The 20,968-nt window shown below is 59.7% G+C and carries 13 protein-coding genes; 7 read left to right on the plus strand and 6 right to left on the minus strand.

What is annotated here, in order from left to right; translation table 11 throughout:
• Positions 1 to 503: 503 nt before the first annotated feature.
• Positions 504 to 1,871: a DNA repair protein RadA gene (gene radA / locus GPL81_RS21450; RefSeq protein ID WP_160108358.1), complete on the plus strand. Its 1,368-nt coding sequence runs from the start codon at positions 504 to 506 to the stop codon at positions 1,869 to 1,871.
• A 101-nt stretch (positions 1,872 to 1,972) separates the two neighbouring features.
• On the opposite strand, the gene GPL81_RS21455 is transcribed toward radA, so the two are convergent.
• Positions 1,973 to 2,341 (minus strand): PilZ domain-containing protein, encoded by a 369-nt coding sequence (locus tag GPL81_RS21455; protein WP_160108359.1) that lies wholly within the window; start codon positions 2,339 to 2,341, stop codon positions 1,973 to 1,975.
• A gap of 157 nt (positions 2,342 to 2,498) precedes the next feature.
• Between GPL81_RS21455 and GPL81_RS21460 the strand changes: the two genes are divergently transcribed.
• The 3 genes from GPL81_RS21460 to yjiA all read left to right on the plus strand — a co-directional run bounded on the left by GPL81_RS21460 (position 2,499) and on the right by yjiA (position 5,912).
• The gene (locus tag GPL81_RS21460; protein WP_160108360.1) at positions 2,499 to 4,565 is read left to right on the plus strand and encodes a carbon starvation CstA family protein; all 2,067 of its coding nucleotides are present in this window, start codon (positions 2,499 to 2,501) and stop codon (positions 4,563 to 4,565) included.
• 14 nt (positions 4,566 to 4,579) lie between these two features.
• Positions 4,580 to 4,777, plus strand: a complete 198-nt coding sequence (locus GPL81_RS21465; protein ID WP_096515036.1) for a YbdD/YjiX family protein — start codon at positions 4,580 to 4,582, stop codon at positions 4,775 to 4,777.
• A 163-nt stretch (positions 4,778 to 4,940) separates the two neighbouring features.
• Positions 4,941 to 5,912 carry a GTPase gene (gene yjiA / locus GPL81_RS21470; RefSeq protein WP_160108361.1) on the plus strand — a complete coding sequence of 324 codons (972 nt, stop codon included), beginning with the start codon at positions 4,941 to 4,943 and terminating at the stop codon, positions 5,910 to 5,912.
• A 91-nt stretch (positions 5,913 to 6,003) separates the two neighbouring features.
• On the opposite strand, the gene glyA is transcribed toward yjiA, so the two are convergent.
• Both glyA and GPL81_RS21480 read right to left on the minus strand, forming a co-directional pair.
• Positions 6,004 to 7,257, minus strand: coding sequence for a serine hydroxymethyltransferase (gene glyA / locus GPL81_RS21475; RefSeq protein ID WP_008022534.1), 1,254 nt, complete (start codon positions 7,255 to 7,257; stop codon positions 6,004 to 6,006).
• A gap of 248 nt (positions 7,258 to 7,505) precedes the next feature.
• Positions 7,506 to 11,354, minus strand: a complete 3,849-nt coding sequence (locus GPL81_RS21480) for a sensor domain-containing protein (protein ID WP_160108362.1) — start codon at positions 11,352 to 11,354, stop codon at positions 7,506 to 7,508.
• Positions 11,355 to 11,640: 286 nt separating this feature from the next.
• Here GPL81_RS21480 and ettA point away from each other — a divergent pair, with 286 nt between their 5' ends.
• Both ettA and gdhA read left to right on the plus strand, forming a co-directional pair.
• On the plus strand, positions 11,641 to 13,305 hold the full coding sequence (ettA, locus tag GPL81_RS21485; RefSeq protein WP_096515042.1) for an energy-dependent translational throttle protein EttA: 1,665 nt from the start codon (positions 11,641 to 11,643) through the stop codon (positions 13,303 to 13,305).
• A gap of 338 nt (positions 13,306 to 13,643) precedes the next feature.
• Entirely contained in the window at positions 13,644 to 14,981 is a 1,338-nt protein-coding gene (gene gdhA, locus GPL81_RS21490) for an NADP-specific glutamate dehydrogenase (RefSeq protein WP_160108363.1), read from the plus strand.
• On the opposite strand, the gene GPL81_RS21495 is transcribed toward gdhA, so the two are convergent.
• The 3 genes from GPL81_RS21495 to GPL81_RS21505 form a co-directional block, all read right to left on the minus strand.
• Entirely contained in the window at positions 14,978 to 15,472 is a 495-nt protein-coding gene (locus GPL81_RS21495) for a GreA/GreB family elongation factor (RefSeq protein WP_160108364.1), read from the minus strand. The two genes, gdhA and GPL81_RS21495, sit on opposite strands and share 4 nt — an antisense overlap.
• Before the next feature lie 62 nt (positions 15,473 to 15,534).
• Positions 15,535 to 17,388, minus strand: coding sequence for an Lnb N-terminal periplasmic domain-containing protein (locus GPL81_RS21500; RefSeq protein WP_160108365.1), 1,854 nt, complete (start codon positions 17,386 to 17,388; stop codon positions 15,535 to 15,537).
• Positions 17,389 to 17,595: 207 nt separating this feature from the next.
• Entirely contained in the window at positions 17,596 to 18,084 is a 489-nt protein-coding gene (locus GPL81_RS21505; RefSeq protein WP_096515049.1) for a DUF3015 domain-containing protein, read from the minus strand.
• 310 nt (positions 18,085 to 18,394) lie between these two features.
• Here GPL81_RS21505 and GPL81_RS21510 point away from each other — a divergent pair, with 310 nt between their 5' ends.
• Positions 18,395 to 20,833: a Lon protease family protein gene (locus GPL81_RS21510; RefSeq protein ID WP_160108366.1), complete on the plus strand. Its 2,439-nt coding sequence runs from the start codon at positions 18,395 to 18,397 to the stop codon at positions 20,831 to 20,833.
• Positions 20,834 to 20,968: the final 135 nt, after the last annotated feature.

Genomic DNA, 20,968 nt, shown 5'->3' on the forward strand with positions numbered 1-20,968 from the left:
TCGATTCACCTGCCTGCAACGATGCCTGCCATCGACCCGTACATTGGGAAAATTTACAAAATGCCATCACTGCAGGACGATCGCGATAGGCACTCGCATAATAATTTCACGATCATGTTTATTTTTTTAGTTTGGACTATTTGATTTTTAAATAAGGAGGTTGGAGTGAATGGATAAACAAAAATATAAATCAAGTTTCACTTGAAGTTCCCGTGGAGTTCAAGTCTGAGCGAGAGCGGGCCGGTGGGTTTAAGTATGAGTAGTGTTTGGGATTCATTTTTATATTCAGTTGTACGTGAAAGCAGTAATTGTCGCAGGCTTGTACAAGTTATTTGGGTCGGAGTTGAGGGGGCAGCCCGTACAGTGGTACAGGTTTTCGAAACTTTCCACTTATGAACTAAATTAAGACATCCAAACAAGATAATACCGACGACTCGTCTGCAACACTGTCGCGCCGACCCGTCTCACCTGAGCTATCATCGCGGTTTTTGCCGGGAGTTCAGATGGCCAAGGCCAAGCGCATGTACGGCTGCACCGAGTGCGGCTCAACCTTCCCGAAGTGGGCCGGTCAATGCGGCGAATGCGGCGCCTGGAACACGCTGACCGAAACCATGGTGGAAAGCGGCGGGGCAGCGGCACCCAGCGGGCGCACCGGTTGGGCCGGCCAACAGGCGCAGATCAAGACCCTGGCCGAAGTCAGCGTCGAAGAGATACCGCGCTTTTCCACCGTATCCAGCGAGCTGGATCGGGTATTGGGCGGGGGGCTCGTCGACGGTTCCGTGGTGCTGATCGGCGGTGACCCCGGCATCGGCAAATCGACCATTTTGTTGCAGACCTTGTGCAACCTGGCCAAGAGCATGCCGGCCCTCTACGTCACCGGTGAAGAATCCCAGCAACAGGTGGCCATGCGCGCCCGACGCCTGGGCTTGCCTCAGGACCAGCTGCGGGTCATGACCGAAACCTGCATCGAAACCATCATCGCCACGGCCCGACAGGAAAAACCCAAGGTCATGGTGATAGATTCGATCCAGACGATTTTCACCGAGCAGTTGCAATCGGCACCGGGCGGCGTTTCCCAGGTGCGCGAAAGCGCGGCCTTGTTGGTGCGCTATGCCAAGCAGAGTGGCACGGCGATCTTCCTTGTCGGCCACGTGACCAAGGAAGGTGCATTGGCCGGGCCGCGAGTGCTGGAGCACATGGTCGATACCGTGCTGTATTTCGAGGGCGAATCCGACGGGCGTTTGCGTTTATTGCGGGCCGTGAAAAACCGTTTCGGCGCGGTCAACGAATTGGGTGTGTTCGGCATGACTGACAAGGGCCTGAAAGAAGTCTCCAACCCATCGGCGATTTTTCTGACCCGTGCGCAGGAAGAAGTCCCCGGCAGTGTGGTCATGGCGACATGGGAGGGCACACGGCCGATGCTGGTGGAAGTCCAGGCATTGGTGGATGACAGCCATTTGGCCAACCCGCGTCGGGTGACGCTGGGGCTGGATCAGAATCGTCTGGCGATGTTGCTGGCGGTGCTGCATCGTCACGGCGGTATTCCCACCCACGATCAGGACGTGTTCCTCAACGTGGTCGGCGGCGTAAAGGTGCTGGAAACGGCGTCGGACCTGGCATTGATGGCGGCGGTGATGTCCAGCTTGCGCAACCGGCCGCTGCCCCATGACTTGCTGGTGTTTGGTGAAGTGGGGTTGTCCGGCGAAGTGCGCCCGGTGCCAAGCGGCCAGGAGCGCCTGAAGGAAGCGGCCAAGCACGGTTTCAAGCGTGCCATCGTGCCTAAGGGCAATGCGCCGAAGGAAGCCCCGCCCGGGTTGCAGATCATTGCGGTCACCCGGCTGGAGCAGGCGCTCGACGCGTTGTTCGAATAAACACACCTCTGTGTAGGAGCTGGCTTGCCAGCGAAAGCGGCCTGCAAAACACCACAAGGTTCTAGGCCTATTCGCCGGCAAGCCGGCTCCTACGATGGCGTTCACACCTCTATAAGTGCACCCAACTCCCGCTCAAGCTCCTGCGGATCACCCAGATTGAATTCAATCAATCGCCGCAGGCGCTCAATGGACTCCAGGCTGATGTGCCGGCAGACAAACCCGAGCTGGCCATGGTCTTCATGGGCCAGTTGCACATCCATTTCGATGTCGGTGTCTTCGCTCAGATGAATGTCGACAAAAAAATCTTGCTTCGGATTGCCCAGCCACGGTTCAGGCCGCTGGATCAGCAGCCCCTTGAGCGACAGATCGATCAGCTTCACCGGCCAGATGAACGCCCCCTGGCTCAGCTCGGTTTTGGCATCGAACGCAATACGTTTGAAGCGGCGGCGATCGGCAGGGTGTTCGCTCATGGCGCAATCCTCTAGATGTTCGCTGACTATAGACCCGCCTTGTTAGAACCTGCCAGCAGGACAGGGCTCTAGACCAACGTTGGGGTATGGCCTTTGTTGTCAGGAGAGCTAAACTCGGGGTGGTTGTCTTTCTGTCCACTCTGGCTGGAATAATAAAATGAAAAATAATAATAGCCCGCTACGCCACTTACCCTGGCTGGTGCTGGCAATCGTTGGGGCCTGTGCCCTCGGGGTAGTGGCATTGCGCCGAGGTGAGGCGATCAACGCCTTGTGGATTGTGGTCGCTGCCGTGGCTATCTATCTGGTCGCGTATCGCTACTACAGCCTGTTCATCGCTAACAATGTGATGCAACTCGACCCGCGACGGGCCACCCCCGCCGTGCTCAATAACGATGGTCTGGACTACGTCCCAACCAACAAACACATTCTTTTCGGTCACCACTTCGCGGCCATCGCCGGCGCGGGGCCACTGGTCGGTCCGGTCCTGGCGGCGCAGATGGGCTACCTGCCCGGCACGTTGTGGCTGATCGCCGGCGTGGTGCTGGCCGGTGCCGTGCAGGACTTCATGGTCCTGTTCATGTCCACCCGCCGCAACGGCCGCTCGCTCGGCGACATGGTCCGTGAAGAAATGGGCCGCATCCCTGGCACCATTGCGCTGTTCGGCTGCTTCCTGATCATGATCATCATCCTCGCGGTGCTGGCGCTGATCGTGGTCAAGGCCCTGGCCGAAAGCCCGTGGGGGATTTTCACGGTGATGGCGACCATCCCGATCGCGATGTTCATGGGCATTTACATGCGCTACATCCGTCCGGGCCGCATCGGTGAAATTTCCGTGGTCGGCGTGGTGCTGCTGCTGGGTTCGATCTGGCTGGGCGGGCAGATTGCCGCCGACCCGGTGTGGGCCAAGGCGTTCACCTTCAATGGCGTGCAGATTACCTGGATGCTGATCGGTTACGGTTTTGTCGCCGCCTCGTTGCCGGTATGGCTGATCCTGGCACCCCGTGACTACCTGTCGACTTTCCTGAAAATCGGCACCATCGTCGCCCTGGCGATCGGCATCCTGATCACTATGCCCGAGCTGAAAATGCCGGCGTTGACCCAATTCGTCGACGGCACCGGCCCGGTGTGGAAGGGCGGCCTGTTCCCGTTCCTGTTCATCACCATCGCCTGTGGCGCGGTCTCCGGTTTCCACGCGCTGATTTCTTCCGGCACCACGCCGAAGCTGCTGGATAACGAGACCAATGCTCGTTACATCGGTTACGGCGGCATGCTGATGGAATCCTTCGTGGCCATCATGGCCATGGTCGCCGCGTCGGTGATCGAGCCCGGCGTGTACTTCGCCATGAACAGCCCGGCGGCGGTGGTCGGCGGCGATGTGGTGGCAGTGGCGACAGCCGTCAGCAACTGGGGCTTCGCGATTACACCGGAGGCGCTGCAAGCGGTGGCCCATAACATCGGGGAAACCACCGTCCTCGCCCGGGCCGGTGGTGCACCGACCCTGGCGGTGGGTATCGCACAGATCCTGCACAGTGTGCTGCCGGGTGAAAACACCATGGCGTTCTGGTATCACTTCGCGATCCTGTTCGAGGCGCTGTTCATCCTGACCGCGGTGGACGCCGGTACCCGTGCCGGACGTTTCATGCTGCAGGACTTGCTCGGCTCTTTCGTGCCGGCGCTGCAACGTACCGAATCCTGGACCGCCAACCTGATCGCCACCGCCGGTTGTGTGGCCATGTGGGGTTGGCTGCTGTACCAGGGCGTGATCGATCCGCTGGGTGGTATCAACACCCTGTGGCCGCTGTTCGGCATCTCCAACCAGATGCTGGCCGGTATCGCGCTGATGCTCGGCACGGTGGTGCTGATCAAGATGAAACGCCAACGCTATATCTGGGTGACTTTGCTGCCAGCGGTCTGGCTGCTGATTTGCACCACCACTGCCGGCTTCATCAAGCTGTTCGACGCCAACCCGGCGATCGGCTTCCTGTCGCTGGCGAAAAAATACAGCGATGCCCTGGCCAATGGTCAGATCCTCGCCCCGGCCAAGGACATCACGCAGATGCAGCACGTGATCTTCAACGCCTACACCAACGCCACGCTGACCGCACTGTTCCTGTTTGTGGTGTTCAGCATCCTGTTCTATGCACTCAAGGTCGGCATTGCCGCCTGGGGTAAAAAAGAACGTACGGATAAAGAATCGCCCTTCCAGGCGCTGCCGGATGCTTGATCGAGGAATGCAGCATGTTCAATGACCTGAGTCGCCTCGGCAAATACCTCGGTCAGGCCGCGCGCCTGATGGTCGGCATGCCCGACTACGACAATTACGTCGAGCACATGCACAGCAAACACCCGGACAAACCGGTGATGAGCTACGAAGCGTTCTTCCGCGAGCGCCAGGAAGCCCGTTACGGTGGCAAGGGTGGGCCGAAGTGCTGTTGATCCGGCAGCCAGGTTGACGCAATACCCTGTGGGAGCGGGCTTGCCCGCGATGGCGGACTGTCAGTCAACAATGATGTTGAATGTCAAGTCGCTATCGCGGGCAAGCCCGCTCCCACATTGGTTTTGTGTTTCTTTCCAATTATTGCGAAACAGGAGATCCAGTTTGTCCTCTCCCATCCCTGTAACGATCCTCAGCGGCTTCCTCGGCGCAGGCAAAACCACCTTGCTGCGCCACCTGCTCAAAGCCGAGCACGGCCTGAAAATCGCCGTGATCGAAAACGAATTCAGTGACGCCGGTATCGACACCCAATTGCTGGGTGACGAGCCGGTGCAAGTGATGACGCTGTCCAATGGCTGCGTCTGCTGCACCATCCACACCGACCTGACAAAGGCTCTGTACCTGCTGCTCGAACGCCTGGACAGCGGGGAAATCGCTTTTGACCGTCTGGTGATCGAGTGCACCGGTCTGGCCGATCCGGCGCCGGTCGCACAAACCTTCTTCATCGACGAAGAGCTGCGCGAGCGTTACATCCTCGACGGCATCATCACCCTGGTGGATGCGGCGCACGCAGGCACGCACCTGACCCAGACCATCGCCCAGGCGCAGATCGGTTTCGCCGACCGCCTGCTAATCAGCAAGCGGGATCTGGTGGACGAGCCGACATTCACTGCATTGAGTGAGCGCCTGACCCGCATCAACCGCCGCGCGCCCATTCGTGTGGTAGACCACGGCAGGATCGATCTGGCCGAACTGCTCGACGTGCGTGGTTTCAATCTCAATGCCGACCTTGGTGGAGGTGTGAGCTTGCGACCAGTCAGCACCGCACCCTCCGTCGACCGCATTTCCAGCTTGGTGCTACGCACCGACAAACCGCTGGATATCGACAAACTCAGCGAATTCATGAACGAGCTGCTGGAAGACCATGGCAAGCAATTGCTGCGGTACAAGGGAGTGCTGAACATCCTGGGCGAACCACGCCGCATGGTGTTTCAGGGCGTGCTGAAGCTTTATGGGTTCGACTGGGACACGGAGTGGGAGAACGATGAGGCGCGAGAAAGCGTAATCGTGTTCATCGCCGATGATTTGCCGGAAGAGAAAATTCGTGAAGGCTTTGCACGTGTTGCGGCCGAGTAGCGTCAAATAGTCAGGATCTGCAATTGTCGCGAGCAAAAAAAACCGGCCATCTCTGGCCGGTTTTTTTATTGCTGCGGTTTAGCGGGGCTAATTAAGCACCGTATACCGGCAACTTCTTGCAGATGGCCTTGACCTTCTCACGAACGGCGTCGATCACCGCTTCGTTGTTCAGGTCGGCCAGGATGTCGCAGATCCAGCCGGCCAGTTCCTTGCACTCTGCTTCCTTGAAGCCGCGAGTGGTCACAGCCGGAGTGCCGAAGCGCAGGCCGGAAGTGACGAACGGGGAGCGTGGGTCGTTTGGCACGGAGTTTTTGTTTACGGTGATGAATGCCTTGCCCAGAGCGGCGTCGGCATCTTTACCGGAGATTTCCTGTTTGATCAGCGACAGCAGGAACAGGTGGTTTTCAGTACCGCCGGAGACCACGTCGAAACCGCGCTCGATGAACACGCTGGCCATGGCCTGGGCGTTTTTCACCACTTGTTGCTGGTAAGCCTTGAACTCAGGCTGCAGCGCTTCCTTGAAGCAAATCGCTTTAGCCGCGATCACGTGCTCCAGCGGGCCGCCCTGGGCACCCGGGAATACTGCGGAGTTCAGCTTCTTCTCGATGTCGGCGTTGGCGCGAGCCAGGATCAGGCCGCCACGTGGACCGCGCAGGGTCTTGTGGGTGGTGGTGGTCACGACGTCAGCGAACGGAACCGGGTTCGGGTAGACGCCAGCGGCGACCAGACCGGCCACGTGGGCCATGTCGACGAACAGGTAGGCGCCAACCTTGTCGGCGATTGCGCGGAAGCGCGGGAAGTCCAGGATCTGCGAGTAGGCAGAGAAGCCGGCCACGATCATTTTCGGCTTGTGCTCGACGGCCAGGCGCTCGACTTCGTCGTAGTCGATCAGGCCGTTGGCGTCGATGCCGTACTGGATGGCGTTGTACAGCTTGCCCGAAGAGGAAACGCTGGCACCGTGGGTCAAGTGACCGCCGTGGGCCAGGCTCATGCCCAGGATGGTGTCACCGGCCGACAGCAGGGCCAGATAAACGGCGCTGTTGGCTTGCGAGCCGGCGTGCGGCTGGACGTTGGCGTAATCGGCGCCGAACAGCTCTTTGGCGCGATCGATAGCCAGTTGCTCGACGACGTCGACGTACTCACAACCACCGTAGTAGCGCTTGCCCGGGTAACCTTCGGCGTACTTGTTGGTCAGTACCGAGCCTTGAGCTTCCATCACCGCGGGGCTGGTGTAGTTTTCCGAAGCGATCAGCTCAATGTGCTCTTCCTGGCGCTGAGCTTCTTGCTCCATGGCGGCAAAGAGATCGGCGTCGTACTTGGCAATAGTCAAATCACGGCTGAACATGGCGGTCCTCAAGGATCGGGGGCAGAAAAGGGGGGCATTCTACCCCATCGGGTTTTAGATGGCATATGAAACGGCATCATGTCGCAGACAAGTGGGCTTCATGACTGATATGCGGCGCCTGTGCAGGCCCTATCGCTGGCAAGCCAGCTCCCACAATGTCCGTGTTTCAGCCATGAATATTGATCCACAGCGGGACCCTGTGGGAGCTGGCTTGCCAGCGATGAGGCCGGCCGCCTCACTGCAAAACCTCAGTCAAACATGAAGAGCGCATCATTGCTGAACTGCAGTTCGAACTTGTTCGCCGGCATCGGGTGGCCGAACAGATAACCCTGAACCTCGTCACAGCCGTGCTCCCTCAGGAAATCAAGCTGCTCGTGGGTTTCGACGCCCTCGGCGATGACCGCGAGGTTGAGGCTGTGGGCCATGGCGATGATCGCCCGGGCGATCTGCGCGTCCTGTTCACCGGACGGCAGGCCATCGACGAAAGTGCGGTCGATTTTCAGCACATCGATCGGGAACTGCTTGAGGTAGTTGAGCGATGAATAACCCGTACCGAAGTCGTCAACCGCAATACTCAACCCAAGGTTCTTCAGGCCATCGAGAATATGCATCGCTTCGCTGACTTCGCGCATCAGGATACTTTCGGTCAGCTCCAGTTCCAGGCACGCCGGCGGCAGGCCGGTGTCCTTGAGGATGGTGGCGATCCGCGTACCGAGCTGGCCGTCGGAGAACTGCCGCGCCGAAATGTTCACCGACACCTTCGGGACGCGCACTTTGGCCTGATGCCAGGTCTTGAGCTGGCGGCAGGCTTCGCTGATCACCCAATCGCCCACATCCACGACCAGACCGAGTTCTTCGAGCACCGGAATGAAGTCTCCCGGCGGGACCAGACCACGGCGCGGATGACGCCAGCGCAATAGAGCCTCGGCACCGGTCAGGCGTTTGCCGTCGCCGCTGAATTGCGGCTGATAAAACAGCACGAACTCGTTCTGTTCCAGGGCATGGCGCAAATCGCTTTCCAGTTCCAGACGCTCCAGGGCGCTGGCGTTCATGTCCGCCTGATAGAACTGGAAGTTGTTCTTGCCGCGCTCCTTGGCGTGGTACATGGCGGTGTCGGCGTTCTTCATCAACTGGCTGAGTTCGTTGCCATCCTGCGGACTCAGGGCGATGCCGATACTGGCCGTGACAAAGAACTCGCGACCTTCGAGCACGAACGGTTTCACCAGACTGGCGAGAATCTGTTCCGCCACGTGAATGGCCCGGTTCAAGGCGATCTCACGGTTGACCCGCGGTTGCAGGAGCAAGGTGAACTCGTCGCCACCCATGCGTGCCACGGTGTCGTCATCGTCGACGCAACCGAGCAGGCGGGTAGCCATTTCCTTGAGCATGCGGTCGCCGGCGGCGTGGCCCAGGGAGTCGTTGATCGGCTTGAAGCGGTCGAGGTCAAGGAACATCAACACCACCCAGGACTTTTGCCGGTCGGCCGCTTGCAGCGCAGTGTGCAGGCGATCCTGGAACAGTGTGCGGTTGGGCAGATGCGTCAGGGCGTCGTAATAGGCGAGGCGATGGATCCGTTGCTCGCTGGCCTTGCGTTCGCTGATGTCGCTGAAGAAGCAGACGTAACTGGCCAGATCGCCTTCGTCGTCCAGCACCGCGGTAATGCCGACCCACGCCGGGTAGTGCTCGCCATTGCGGCGCTTGAGCCAGACTTCGCCTTCCCAGGTGCTGTTCTGGTTCAGTTGCTTGAGCACGTAGCGCAGATGGGTTTCCTGTTGCTCGTCGACGGTCAGCATGTTCGGCAACTGGTCGAGCACCTGTTCCACCGCGTACCCGCTGACGCGGCTGAAGGCCTCGTTGGCCTGGACAATGTAGCCGGCGGGGTCGGTGATCAGGATCGCCGAAGTCGAGTGTTCAAAAACCGTAGCGGCCATGCGCAGGTCTTTTTCGGCGCGGCGTTGCTGGCTGATGTCGCGGCCCACCCCGAGCACGCCTTCGAATGCGCCGTGTTCATCCCAGACCAGCACCAGCCGCAGCTCGATGGGTATCTTGCGCCCGTCGGCCCGCAGGCAGTCGAACAGGAACAATTGGGTCTGTACCTGACTGCGCAACAGTGCCAGTTGCTCAGGTTGATCAAGCGCTTTGCTGACGCGCTCCATCAGGCTGCGGATGCCCGTCAATTGCTGCGGGTTGGCAATGGTCGATTGCCAACCGTTCTGGAAAATCCACTCGGCGTCGTAACCCAGAACGGCTTGCACCGATGGGCTGACATAGTTGAGCGTCATGCGGTTGTCGGTGGAGAAAATCACATCACTGATGCTTTCGGCGAGCATCCGGTAGCGCTGTTCGCTGTCGCGTAGGGACTCACTGGCTTCGATCTGCTCGGTGACGTCCTTGGCCACGCCAATGATGCGGGTCACCTGGTCGTGCCTGTCTCGCGCCAGCGCCTGTTCACGAATGTCGAAGCGGCGCCATTCGCCGTCCCGGTGACGGAAGCGCAACTGGCATTGCATCAATTGACTGTAGCCACCCTGCCGCTGGTGCTGGCGCGAACGGTGGTAGTAGTCGGCGTCGTCGGGGTGCAGGAGGATTTCCCAGAAGTACTCGCCCATCTGCTGCAATTCGGTGCGGTTGTAGCCCAGGGTCTGGCCCAGATGGTGGTTGCTGTAGATCATGCGCTGGCTGATCACGTCCTGCACGTAGAGGTGATCGGGGACGGTGCGCACCACATCGGACCAGAATCCTTCGCGTTCCTGCAGCGACAACTCGATGAGCTTGCGGCTGGTGATGTCGGTGATGCTCAGGATCACCGCTTTATAGTCTTCGGGGCTTTGCGGCAGGCGCAGCACCAGCCACAGGTGCTGGTCGCGGCCCGTGGCATCCTGGAGTTTGATCTCCAGCTCAAGTTGTTGCTGCTGGTTGAACACCGCTTCGAGCACTTGATTGCCGATGGCGCTGCCATCGAGCGGGTTGCCGTCGATCAGCAAGTCCCAGGCTTGCCCGCAGGTGCTGACATTGAGCAGCTGCAAGGCCACCTGGTTGACTTCGGTAATACGCAGCGCCAGCAGCAACTGCAGGCGTTGTTGCGGATCTTCGAGCCAAGGTTGCAGTTGCTCATTGCCTTGCAGTCGAGCCTTGTCGAAGGTGCTCTTGAGGCCGGACATGTCGAGTACGCACAACGCAACGCCGGTGCCTTCGAATATTTCCTGATAACGCCGACGACCCTCATGCAACTGGCGCTGACGTCGGCGCATGTTCAGCAGGACGATAAACGGCAGCATGGAAAAGGCCAGGCCCAGCAGGCATTTGCCGATGAAGGCCGGCAGCAGCTCTTCGAGCACACGCTGGCGATCGAACAGACCGCGCAGTTGCCAGTCGCTGCTACTCAGGGGAACGGTCAGTACGCTATTGCCCAGGTCGTCCTGGGTCAGCGTGCCCGGGTTGACCAGCGGCAGTGCTTCATCGCGGCTGATGATTTGGTGGTTGTAGCGGTTCTCCACCAGCCACTGCGGACGGCCATCGGTCTCGTTCAGTCGGGTCAATGACGAAAAAAACGTTGGTTTGAGGCGCAAGGCCCAGTAGCCACGAGTGCTGCCGCTGACCTGATGCAACAGTAGATGCACCACCGAGCCATCAATGGCATTGCTGAAGTAATGAGGTTGGGCATGACTGCGCCGGACCAGTTCACTCAAGTAGTCGGCGTCTTCGCTATTGGTGGCGCTGTCCTTGAGGATGGTCCCGGAGGGGCTGAGCAGGGCGAGGCTGGTCAGGTCCGGCAAGGATTTTTGCAGCTTGCGCAGGAGCTCCTGCTGTTCGTCGGTACTTTGCGGCTGTTCAACGATCGGTAGCAGATTGAGGGCAATCTGCGCGTTGAGCGCCATGTTCTGGCTGACTTGCGCGGCCAGGTCGGCGGTGTAGTCGATGGTGTACTGCCGCTGGGTTTTCCGGGTCTCACGCAGTTGGTCCAGCAGTTGCCAGAACAGCAGTGCGAGCAACAACAGAACGAGTGTCGCCAGCGCACCTTTCAGAGTCCCGCGCAGGGGCGAACCAGGTGCCGCTGTCGGTACACTGGGGGTCAGGGACGGAGGGACATTGGACAAACTGTAATCCTGCGGTTTGGCTGGACTGGCGCGACATGCACTATAAGCCGGACGCCCGAAGGGCGGCTAGCATGCCTTGAGTTGTGGCAAAGTGCCAGCCCCGCTCGGCTGGACTGCCTCTCGTCATTAAGGTAGCTTTGCCGGTTACGCGGGAGCGTTCCAGTTCCTAAAATCAGGCTTTTTTCAGCGCGCACGCATTGGTTTCCATCAAGCGGTCAACGCGCAAGGTCTGGCCAGGCATCGCCTGCGCTCTATTCATTCATCAGTCACTGACCCTAGGTTCTCCATGGCTCAATACGTATTCACCATGCATCGGCTGGGCAAAGTTGTTCCGCCGAAGCGGGAAATCCTGAAAAACATCTCCCTGTCGTTCTTCCCCGGCGCCAAGATCGGCGTGCTCGGCCTCAACGGTTCGGGTAAATCCACGCTGCTGAAGATCATGGCAGGCGTCGACACCGAGTTCGACGGCGAAGCCCGTCCGATGCCGGACCTGAACATTGGTTATCTGCCGCAAGAGCCACAACTTGATCCGACCAAGACCGTGCGTGAAGTGGTCGAGGAAGCGGTCAGCGTGATCAAGGACGCCCAGGCGCGTCTGGACGAGGTCTACGCGGCTTATGCCGATCCGGATGCCGACTTCGACAAACTGGCTGCCGAGCAAGCCAAGCTGGAAGCGATCCTGCAAGCCAGCGACGGTCACAACCTGGAGCGTCAGCTGGAAGTCGCCGCCGATGCGCTGCGCCTGCCGGCCTGGGAGGCCAAGGTCGAACACCTTTCCGGTGGTGAAAAGCGTCGCGTGGCCCTGTGCCGCCTGCTGCTGTCCGCCCCCGACATGCTGCTGCTCGACGAGCCGACCAACCACCTGGACGCCGATTCCGTCGCCTGGCTTGAGCACTTCCTGCACGATTTCCCGGGCACCGTGGTCGCGATCACGCACGACCGTTACTTCCTGGACAACGTCGCAGGCTGGATCCTGGAACTCGACCGCGGCGCGGGCATTCCATACGAGGGCAACTACTCGGGTTGGCTGGAAGCCAAGTCCGATCGTCTGGCCCAGGAATCCAAGCAACAGTCGGCTCACGAAAAGGCTATGAAGGAAGAACTGGAGTGGGTGCGCAAAGGCGCCAAGGCTCGCCAGTCGAAATCCAAGGCCCGTCTGCAACGCTTCGAAGAAATGCAATCGCAGGAATTCCAGAAGCGCAGCGAAACCAACGAGATCTACATCCCGGCCGGTCCGCGCCTGGGCGACAAGGTCATCGAATTCAAGAACGTCACCAAGGGCTACGGCGATCGCGTGTTGATCGACAACCTGTCGTTCTCCATGCCTAAAGGCGCCATCGTCGGCGTGATCGGCGGTAACGGCGCGGGTAAATCCACGCTGTTCCGCATGCTGATGGGCAAGGAAACTCCGGATTCGGGCAGCATCGAAGTCGGCGAAACCGTACAGCTCGCTTGCGTGGATCAGAGCCGTGAAGACCTGGACGGCAGCAAGACCGTGTTCCAGCAGATCTCCGACGGTTCCGACCAGATCCGCATCGGCAACTACGAGATCCCGTCGCGTACCTATGTCGGTCGCTTCAACTTCAAGGGCGGCGACCAGCAGAAGTTCGTCAAGGACCTGTCTGGTGGTGAGCGCGGTCGCTTGCACCTGGCCCTGACCCTGAAGGAGGGCGGCAACGTCCTGCTGCTCGACGAACCGTCCAACGACCTCGACGTTGAAACCCTGCGTTCCCTGGAAGAAGCCCTGCTGGACTTCCCGGGCGCCGCCATTGTGATCTCCCACGATCGGTGGTTCCTTGACCGCGTCGCGACTCACATCCTGGCGTACGAAGACGACTCGCAAGCGGTGTTCTTCGAAGGCAACTACACCGAGTACGAAGCCGATCGTAAAAAGCGTCTCGGCGAAGCGGCTGCCCAGCCACATCGTGTACGGCACAAGAAACTGGCCTGATTTGGGGTTGGTTGCATGAAAAAAGAACGGAGCCTTTGGGCTCCGTTTTTTTGCGCGGTTTTTCAGTGATGTCGCAGTGAGTCGATCGCGAGCAAGCTTTGCTCCCACACAACTGTAGGAGCAAAGCTTGCTCGCTATGGCGGTGTAACTGTTGGTGCATAACTCAAGGATGACCTCCCTATTGAGGTGCAAAAATACCTGGAAAACAGGACTAATTTATATCCTGTGCACCATTTAATTTCATAAAGGCGACACTTTGCTCTGTTCCTGTGCGCGAATCGTTTGTTACAGTCCGGCTCAATTTCTTCCAACGACAATAAATTTGCCGAGACCTTTCCATGATCGAATCCGTCGAATCCTTCCTTGCCCGCCTGAAAAAACGCGACCCGGACCAGCCTGAATTTCACCAGGCTGTCGAAGAGGTTCTGCGCAGTTTGTGGCCTTTTCTCGAGGCCAATCCGCACTATCTGACTTCAGGCATTCTGGAGCGGATTTGCGAGCCGGAGCGGGCAATCGTGTTTCGGGTTTCCTGGGTCGACGATCATGGCAAGGTGCAGGTCAATCGCGGATTCCGCATCCAGATGAACAGCGCCATCGGTCCGTACAAGGGTGGTTTGCGCTTCCACCCTTCGGTGAACCTGGGTGTGTTGAAGTTTCTCACTTTCGAGCAGACCTTCAAAAACTCGCTGACGTCGTTGCCCATGGGTGGTGGCAAGGGTGGTTCGGACTTCGATCCGAAAGGCAAAAGCGATGCGGAAGTCATGCGTTTCTGCCAGGCCTTCATGAGCGAGCTGTACCGTCACATTGGTGCCGACGTGGATGTGCCGGCGGGTGATATCGGTGTCGGCGCCCGCGAGATCGGTTTCCTGTTCGGTCAGTACAAGCGTCTGAGCAACCAGTTCACCAGCGTTCTGACCGGCAAGGGCCCGAGCTACGGCGGCAGCCTCATTCGCCCGGAGGCCACCGGCTTCGGCTGCGTGTACTTCGCCGAGGAAATGCTCAAGCGTCGCGGCCTGGCAGTCGAAGGCAAGCGCGTGGCGATTTCCGGTTCCGGCAACGTTGCGCAGTACGCGGCACGCAAGGTCATGGACCTGGGCGGTAAAGTGATTTCGCTGTCGGATTCCGAAGGCACGTTGTACTGCGAAAGCGGTTTGACCGAAGCACAATGGCAAGCACTGCTGGAACTGAAAAACGTCCAGCGCGGGCGGATCAGCGAACTGGCCAGCCGTTTCGGTCTGGAGTTCCTCGCCGGCCAGCACCCGTGGGGCCTGAGCTGCGACATCGCGCTGCCGTGCGCCACCCAAAACGAACTGGATGCCGATGCCGCTCGCACGCTGCTGCGCAACGGCTGTATGTGTGTGGCGGAAGGCGCAAACATGCCGACCACCCTTGAAGCGGTGGACCTGTTCATCGAGGCGGGGATTCTGTTCGCACCGGGCAAGGCGTCCAACGCCGGCGGAGTTGCCGTGAGCGGGCTGGAGATGTCGCAGAACGCCATGCGCCTGCTGTGGACCGGTGGTGAAGTGGACAGCAAGCTGCACGCAATCATGCAGTCGATCCACCACGCTTGCGTGCATTACGGTGAAGAGAACGGCCAGGTCAACTACGTCAAGGGCGCGAACATCGCCGGTTTCGTCAAGGTTGCCGATGCCATGCTGGCCCAGGGCGTCGTCTAAGCCGGTTCGATGCGGATGATTTCGATCCGTTGATCGCCGGCCGGGCGTTGCCACAGCACCTCGTCACCGGGGTGCGCCCCGAGTAACGCCCGACCCAGCGGCGAGCCCCAATTGATCAGGCCTTTGGCGGCAGCGGCCTGGTCTTCACCGACCAGTTGTACGCGGTGCTCGGTACCCTGTTCATCGGCGTAGGTGACCCGGCTGCCGATCTGGACCTTTGTGGTTGACGTCGCGGGCGGCACGACCTGGGCACTTTGCAGGCGTTGATGGAAGTAGCGTAAGTCGCGTTCAAGGTTGGCCATCCGTTGTTTGTCCGCCTGATCGCCGAGTGCCGATTGCTCGCCGTGCAGCACTTGCAACTCGGCAACCTTGTCTTGCAACAGGCTCAGGCCGGCGGGCGTGACGTAATTGGGCTGCCCGCTGACCTGCCGTTCGACCGGCTGATCGGTTTGCGCGGCAGCGTTGTCTTCATTGACGAAGGCGCGACTCATGGTGTTCTCCCGATAGTGGGGTTGGGCCATCGTGCAAGCTTTGCTCTTGCGAGTTTTGGCCGTCAATAGTGATACCACTTCACCTCAAGCATCACTTCATTCTCGGGCGAGGCCAGGTGACTGAATTCACGCTGGGCACTCAGGCGCACGCCCAGGTTGCGTGACCATTCCCACTGCTGATTCAGGCTGACGCTGCGGCGCACTTCGCCATTGGTGAAAAAATCACCCCTGGTTTCCAGACTGAGGTTGCCCAGCGGGTTTTTCCACAACAGGCCCGTGTTGAAACCTGCCGCCGGCGCGATAAATCCGGCGAAATCATTGTTGTGCTCCACGCGCACGGTACCCAGGGCGAAACCCAGCATGTCGTCGCCCAGTTGCCAGGTGCCGCCGCCCCCGCCATTGACGTGGCTGACCAGGTTCTCATCGTCATGCTTGCCCGGTACCCGCTCCAGGCCACCCGTGACTTGCCACGACAGTGGTTGCAGCAGCTCATTGCGCGGAGTCAGGGAGCGAATGGTCGCCAGGTCCAGTTGCTGCACTTGCCAATCATTGCCTTCGTACTGACGCAGTTTCAGTTGCAGGATTTCGATCTGCGCGCCGAGGGGGAAGCTTTCGGCGTTGTCGTTGAGGTCGTGATAGGCCATGCGCAGGCCATATTCGCCAAACGCGCGGTCGCCACGGGTGCCGAGGCCGACCTGCCAGGTGCGGGATTCGTGGCCGTCCTCGGGCAGGCCGGGTTGCGGGATGTCCAGCTCCGGCGCCGGGTTCCGGTTGATTGCCCGCAGCAATTCGAAACTGCGTTGCGCCCGTTGCGGGTCTCGTTCCTGACCGTTGGCGCGGTAGCGTTCCAGGCGATAGGCTGCGTCGATGATCAGCGCCTGGCGGTCACCGGGTTGTTCCTGGAACGCCGGGGTTTGTAGTTGTTTCTGGTCGGCGCTGACTTTCAGTACCCACTGTTGTTCTTCTTCGGTCAGGGACTCGGCGCGACTCAGCAATTCCCGTTCGCGGGAAGGGCGGTATTGAATGGACTCCACCAGCCCGGCCTCCTTGACGGCTTTGACGGTGTCGGTGGGAATGGCGGTGAGCGGGAATTGTTCGGTCAGACGCAGGCTCGGACGCGCCACTTGCAGCAGTTCCAGCAGGCGATAGGAGCAGTTTTCGTCGAAGAAGAAGTAATCGAATTTGATCTGCTTCAACTCCCAGACGTGCTCGACCATGCGCTCGGTTTCGGCCTGAGTCAGGTTCAGGCGGTATTCCCACAGGTCGCGGTTTTCCAGGCTGCGGTATTCCGAGAGTTTTTCCTGATAGGGCACAAGGGCAAACAGGCCGGGATAGCCACCCATCAGGCCTTTCCAGGCGTAGAGGATGCTGTTGTCCGAGCCTTCGATGTATGCGCCGAAGTTGATCGCGTAACTGAGCAGCGAAGTCTTGTCACTCTGCACATCAGCCTGATCGATGCGCAACAGGGTATGGCCGAACATGGAGGACGGGCTGTTGAGGTAGGCCGCCGGGAAAATCATCACTGCACTATGGGGCGAGACGTCCTTGAACCACTGCTTGAACTCGGCGCAATCCGGCGTCGGCAGACCGGTCAGGTTGAGCTGCGCTTTCAGCCAGCGGGTGCGCGCCGGGTAAACGCATTGCGCATGTCGTTCACCAGCGCTGGCCGGGGCGTATAGCGCTTGTACGGTAGCCGCCAGTTCATGGTCAGGGTGTTCATTGCCATCGACGGCGAGGAAAAACTTCTTGTCGCTGACGTAGCTGCGCCAGCCACCGAGCTTGGCGGTTTCGTAGTGACCCAGGGAAATCCAGAAAGGGTCGTTGGCCAGTTGCTGCAAACGTTGATTGTCAATGTGAGGCGCGGCGGACAGCGGGGCGCAGACACAGAGCGCCAGCCAGGCAAGGCGTTTGAGCATAGTCAGCAACTTAAACAGGAAAATGAAGGCCCAACGCGGTTGATGCCGTTTGCCTGTAGGAGCTGACTGTAGGAGCTGGCTTGCCAGCGAAGGCGTCTGTACAGACGCCAAAAAGCTTCGCTGGCAAGCCAGCTCCTACAGTTGATTGGCATTGGGCAGGTCCAAAAAATAAAGCCCGCTTCCCGAAGAGAGGCGGGCGGGTCGAGCTTATGCTTGAGTGGCGTACTTGGCCAGACGTGGATCGTTCTTCAGAACAGCGAGGGTATTGGTATGCACATCTTCCGCGGTCACATCCGCCTTGCTGAAGATCTGCTGGAAGTGTTCGTGAGTGACGGCAGCGAAGTGCGCACGGTCTTCCGGCGCCACGCCCAGTACCACGGCGTAAGTGGTCAACGCTTCGCCCTGACCCTTGGCCATGTCTTCGGACAGCTCGTTCATCATGCCATTCATGGCAAACCAGGATTTGCCGCCATAGGTCAGCGCCGCGTTGGTGGCGCAGCCGTTGGTGCCAGACGTCATGCCGAAGGTTGCGTTGCCGGAGGTGCCGTTGGTGGTGGATGCCAGGAAGTGAGCCGGAGTACCACGCTGACCTTCGAACAGCATGTTGCCCCAACCGCAATCCGGGCCGCCTGGCGCCTGAGCCATAGCGTTGATGGATACAGCGGTGAAGAGAGTACCGAGAAGAATCCGTTTCATAGCTTTGTTCTCTTTATGTGCGTACCAATGAACAAGGGTCTGGCCCGGCTCTGTACGCAAACTGCGAGGTTCGTACAGACCCAACGGCGCCATTTGGGCCGGTTATCAGTCCAGCCGCGCAGTTTGGAGTTTAGGCACGATCGCGCGGTTCCGTGATTTTTTGCAAAACATTCGAGGAAAGCAGTGATTTTGCGCCGCTCAACGCCGGGGTTTCGGCTTGTCTATGCTTTGGCCTGAGGCGCTCCTTGCCAGTCAGGCACGGGCGGCGCCAGAATGCCGCTATCTGCCCCGCCTGATGTAAGGAAGCCCGATGCCTGATCCTGTTGCTGCCAGCTTGCGTCTAGCGCCCGAAGCGCTGACCCGTCCGTTTTCCGCTGAACAGTTCAGCTTCTCTACCACCAATGATCTGGAGCCCTTTCGCGGTGTGCTTGGCCAGGAACGAGCGGTCGAAGCCTTGCAGTTCGGTGTGGCCATGCCACGCCCCGGTTACAACGTATTCGTCATGGGCGAGCCCGGCACCGGCCGGTTTTCGTTCGTCAAACGCTACCTGAAGGCCGAAGGCAAGCGCCTGCAGACCCCGGCGGACTGGGTCTACGTCAATAATTTCGATGAGCCACGCGAGCCGCGCGCGCTGGAGTTGCCGTCGGGCACCGCTGGCGCCTTCATCGGTGACATCAACGGTTTGATCGATAACTTGCTGGCCACCTTTCCAGCCGTGTTCGAACACCCGTCCTACCAGCAGAAAAAAAGTGCCATCGACCGCGCCTTCAACCAGCGCTACGACAAGGCGCTGGACGTGATCGAGCGCCTGGCCCTGGAGAAAGACGTCGCGCTCTACCGCGACAGCAGCAACATCGCATTTACCCCGATGCTCGAAGGCAAGGCACTGGATGAGGCGGAATTCGCCCAGTTACCGGAAGTCGATCGCGAGCGCTTCCACGAGGATATTTCCAACCTCGAAGAGCGCCTGAACGAAGAACTCGCCAGCCTGCCGCAATGGAAGCGTGAGTCGAGCAATCAACTGCGCCATCTCAACGAAGAAACCATCACACTGGCCTTGCAGCCATTGCTGTCGCCGTTGTCGGAGAAATACGCCGAGAACGCGGCGGTCTGCGGCTACCTGCAAGCCATGCAGGTGTACTTGCTCAAAACCGTGGTCGAGCAACTGGTCGACGACAGCAAGACCGACGCTGTCGCCCGTAAACTGCTGGAAGAGCAATACGCACCAAGCCTGGTGGTCGGTCATTCGGCCAGTGGCGGTGCGCCCGTGGTGTTCGAGCCGCACCCGACTTACGAAAACCTGTTTGGCCGCATCGAATACAGCACCGATCAGGGCGCGCTGTACACCACCTACCGGCAGCTGCGGCCGGGTGCGCTGCACCGGGCCAACGGCGGTTTTCTGATCCTTGAAGCGGAAAAGATGCTCAGCGAGCCGTTCGTGTGGGACGCGCTGAAGCGCGCCCTGCAATCGCGCAAGCTGAAAATGGAATCACCGCTGGGCGAGATGGGCCGCTTCGCCACCGTGACCCTGACGCCGCAGCACATTCCGTTGCAGGTCAAAGTCGTCATCATCGGCGCCCGTTCGCTCTATTACACGCTGCAGGACCTCGATCCGGACTTCCAGGAAATGTTCCGCGTCCTGGTGGATTTCGATGAAGACATCCCGATGGTCGACGAGAGCCTGGAGCAATTCGCCCAGTTGCTGAAAACCCGTACCTCCGAAGAGGGCATGGCGCCGTTGACCGCCGATGCGGTGGCGCGTCTGGCAACGTACAGCGCACGTCTGGCCGAACATCAGGGGCGGTTGTCGGCGCGGATCGGGGATCTGTTCCAACTGGTCAGCGAGGCGGATTTCATTCGTCACCTGGCCTCTGACGAAATGACCGACGCCGGTCACATCGAGCGGGCACTCAAGGCCAAGGCCACCCGCACGGGGCGTGTGTCGGCGCGGATTCTCGATGACATGCTGGCGGGGATCATCCTGATCGATACCGATGGCGCCGCCGTCGGCAAGTGCAACGGCTTGACGGTGCTGGAGGTCGGCGATTCAGCCTTCGGGATACCGGCGCGCATTTCCGCCACGGTGTACCCGGGCGGCAGCGGCATCGTCGACATCGAGCGTGAGGTCAACCTCGGTCAACCGATCCACTCCAAAGGCGTGATGATTCTGACCGGGTATCTGGGCAGCCGTTACGCCCAGGAATTCCCCTTGGCGATTTCCGCGAGTATCGCGCTGGAACAATCCTACGGTTACGTGGATGGCGACAGTGCGTCACTGGGCGAGGCATGCACCTTGATTTCGGCCCTGTCGAAAACACCGCTCAAGCAGTGCTTTGCCATCACCGGCTCGATCAACCAGTTCGGTGAAGTGCAGGCGGTGGGCGGGGTCAACGAGAAGATCGAAGGTTTCTTCCGGCTCTGCGAGGCCCGTGGGCTGACCGGGGAGCAGGGGGCGATCATTCCGCACGCGAACGTGGCCACGCTGATGCTCGACGAGAAAGTGCTGGCCGCGGTGCGCGCGGGGCAGTTCCATGTCTATGCGGTACGCCAGGCCGACGAGGCGCTGAGCCTGTTGGTCGGCGAGCCGGCAGGCGAGCCCGACGAGAATGGCGAGTTTCCTGAAGGCAGCGTCAACGCGCGAGTGGTGGAGCGCTTGCGGGTCATCGCGGAAATGATCAGCGAGGAAGACCTGAAAGAAGCCGAGAAGGAATTGGCCCAGGAAGCGTTGGCTGAAACCAAACCGGCCTAAAGCACCGACCCTTGTGGGAGCAAAGCTTGCTCGCGATGACGGACTGACATTCAACAAATCTTTTGAATGACCGACCGCTATCGCGAGCAAGCATTGCTCCCACAGATTTTTTGGGTGTTGCTGAAACTCAAAAGT

This window comes from Pseudomonas izuensis (assembly GCF_009861505.1).
GTDB lineage: Bacteria > Pseudomonadota > Gammaproteobacteria > Pseudomonadales > Pseudomonadaceae > Aquipseudomonas > Aquipseudomonas izuensis.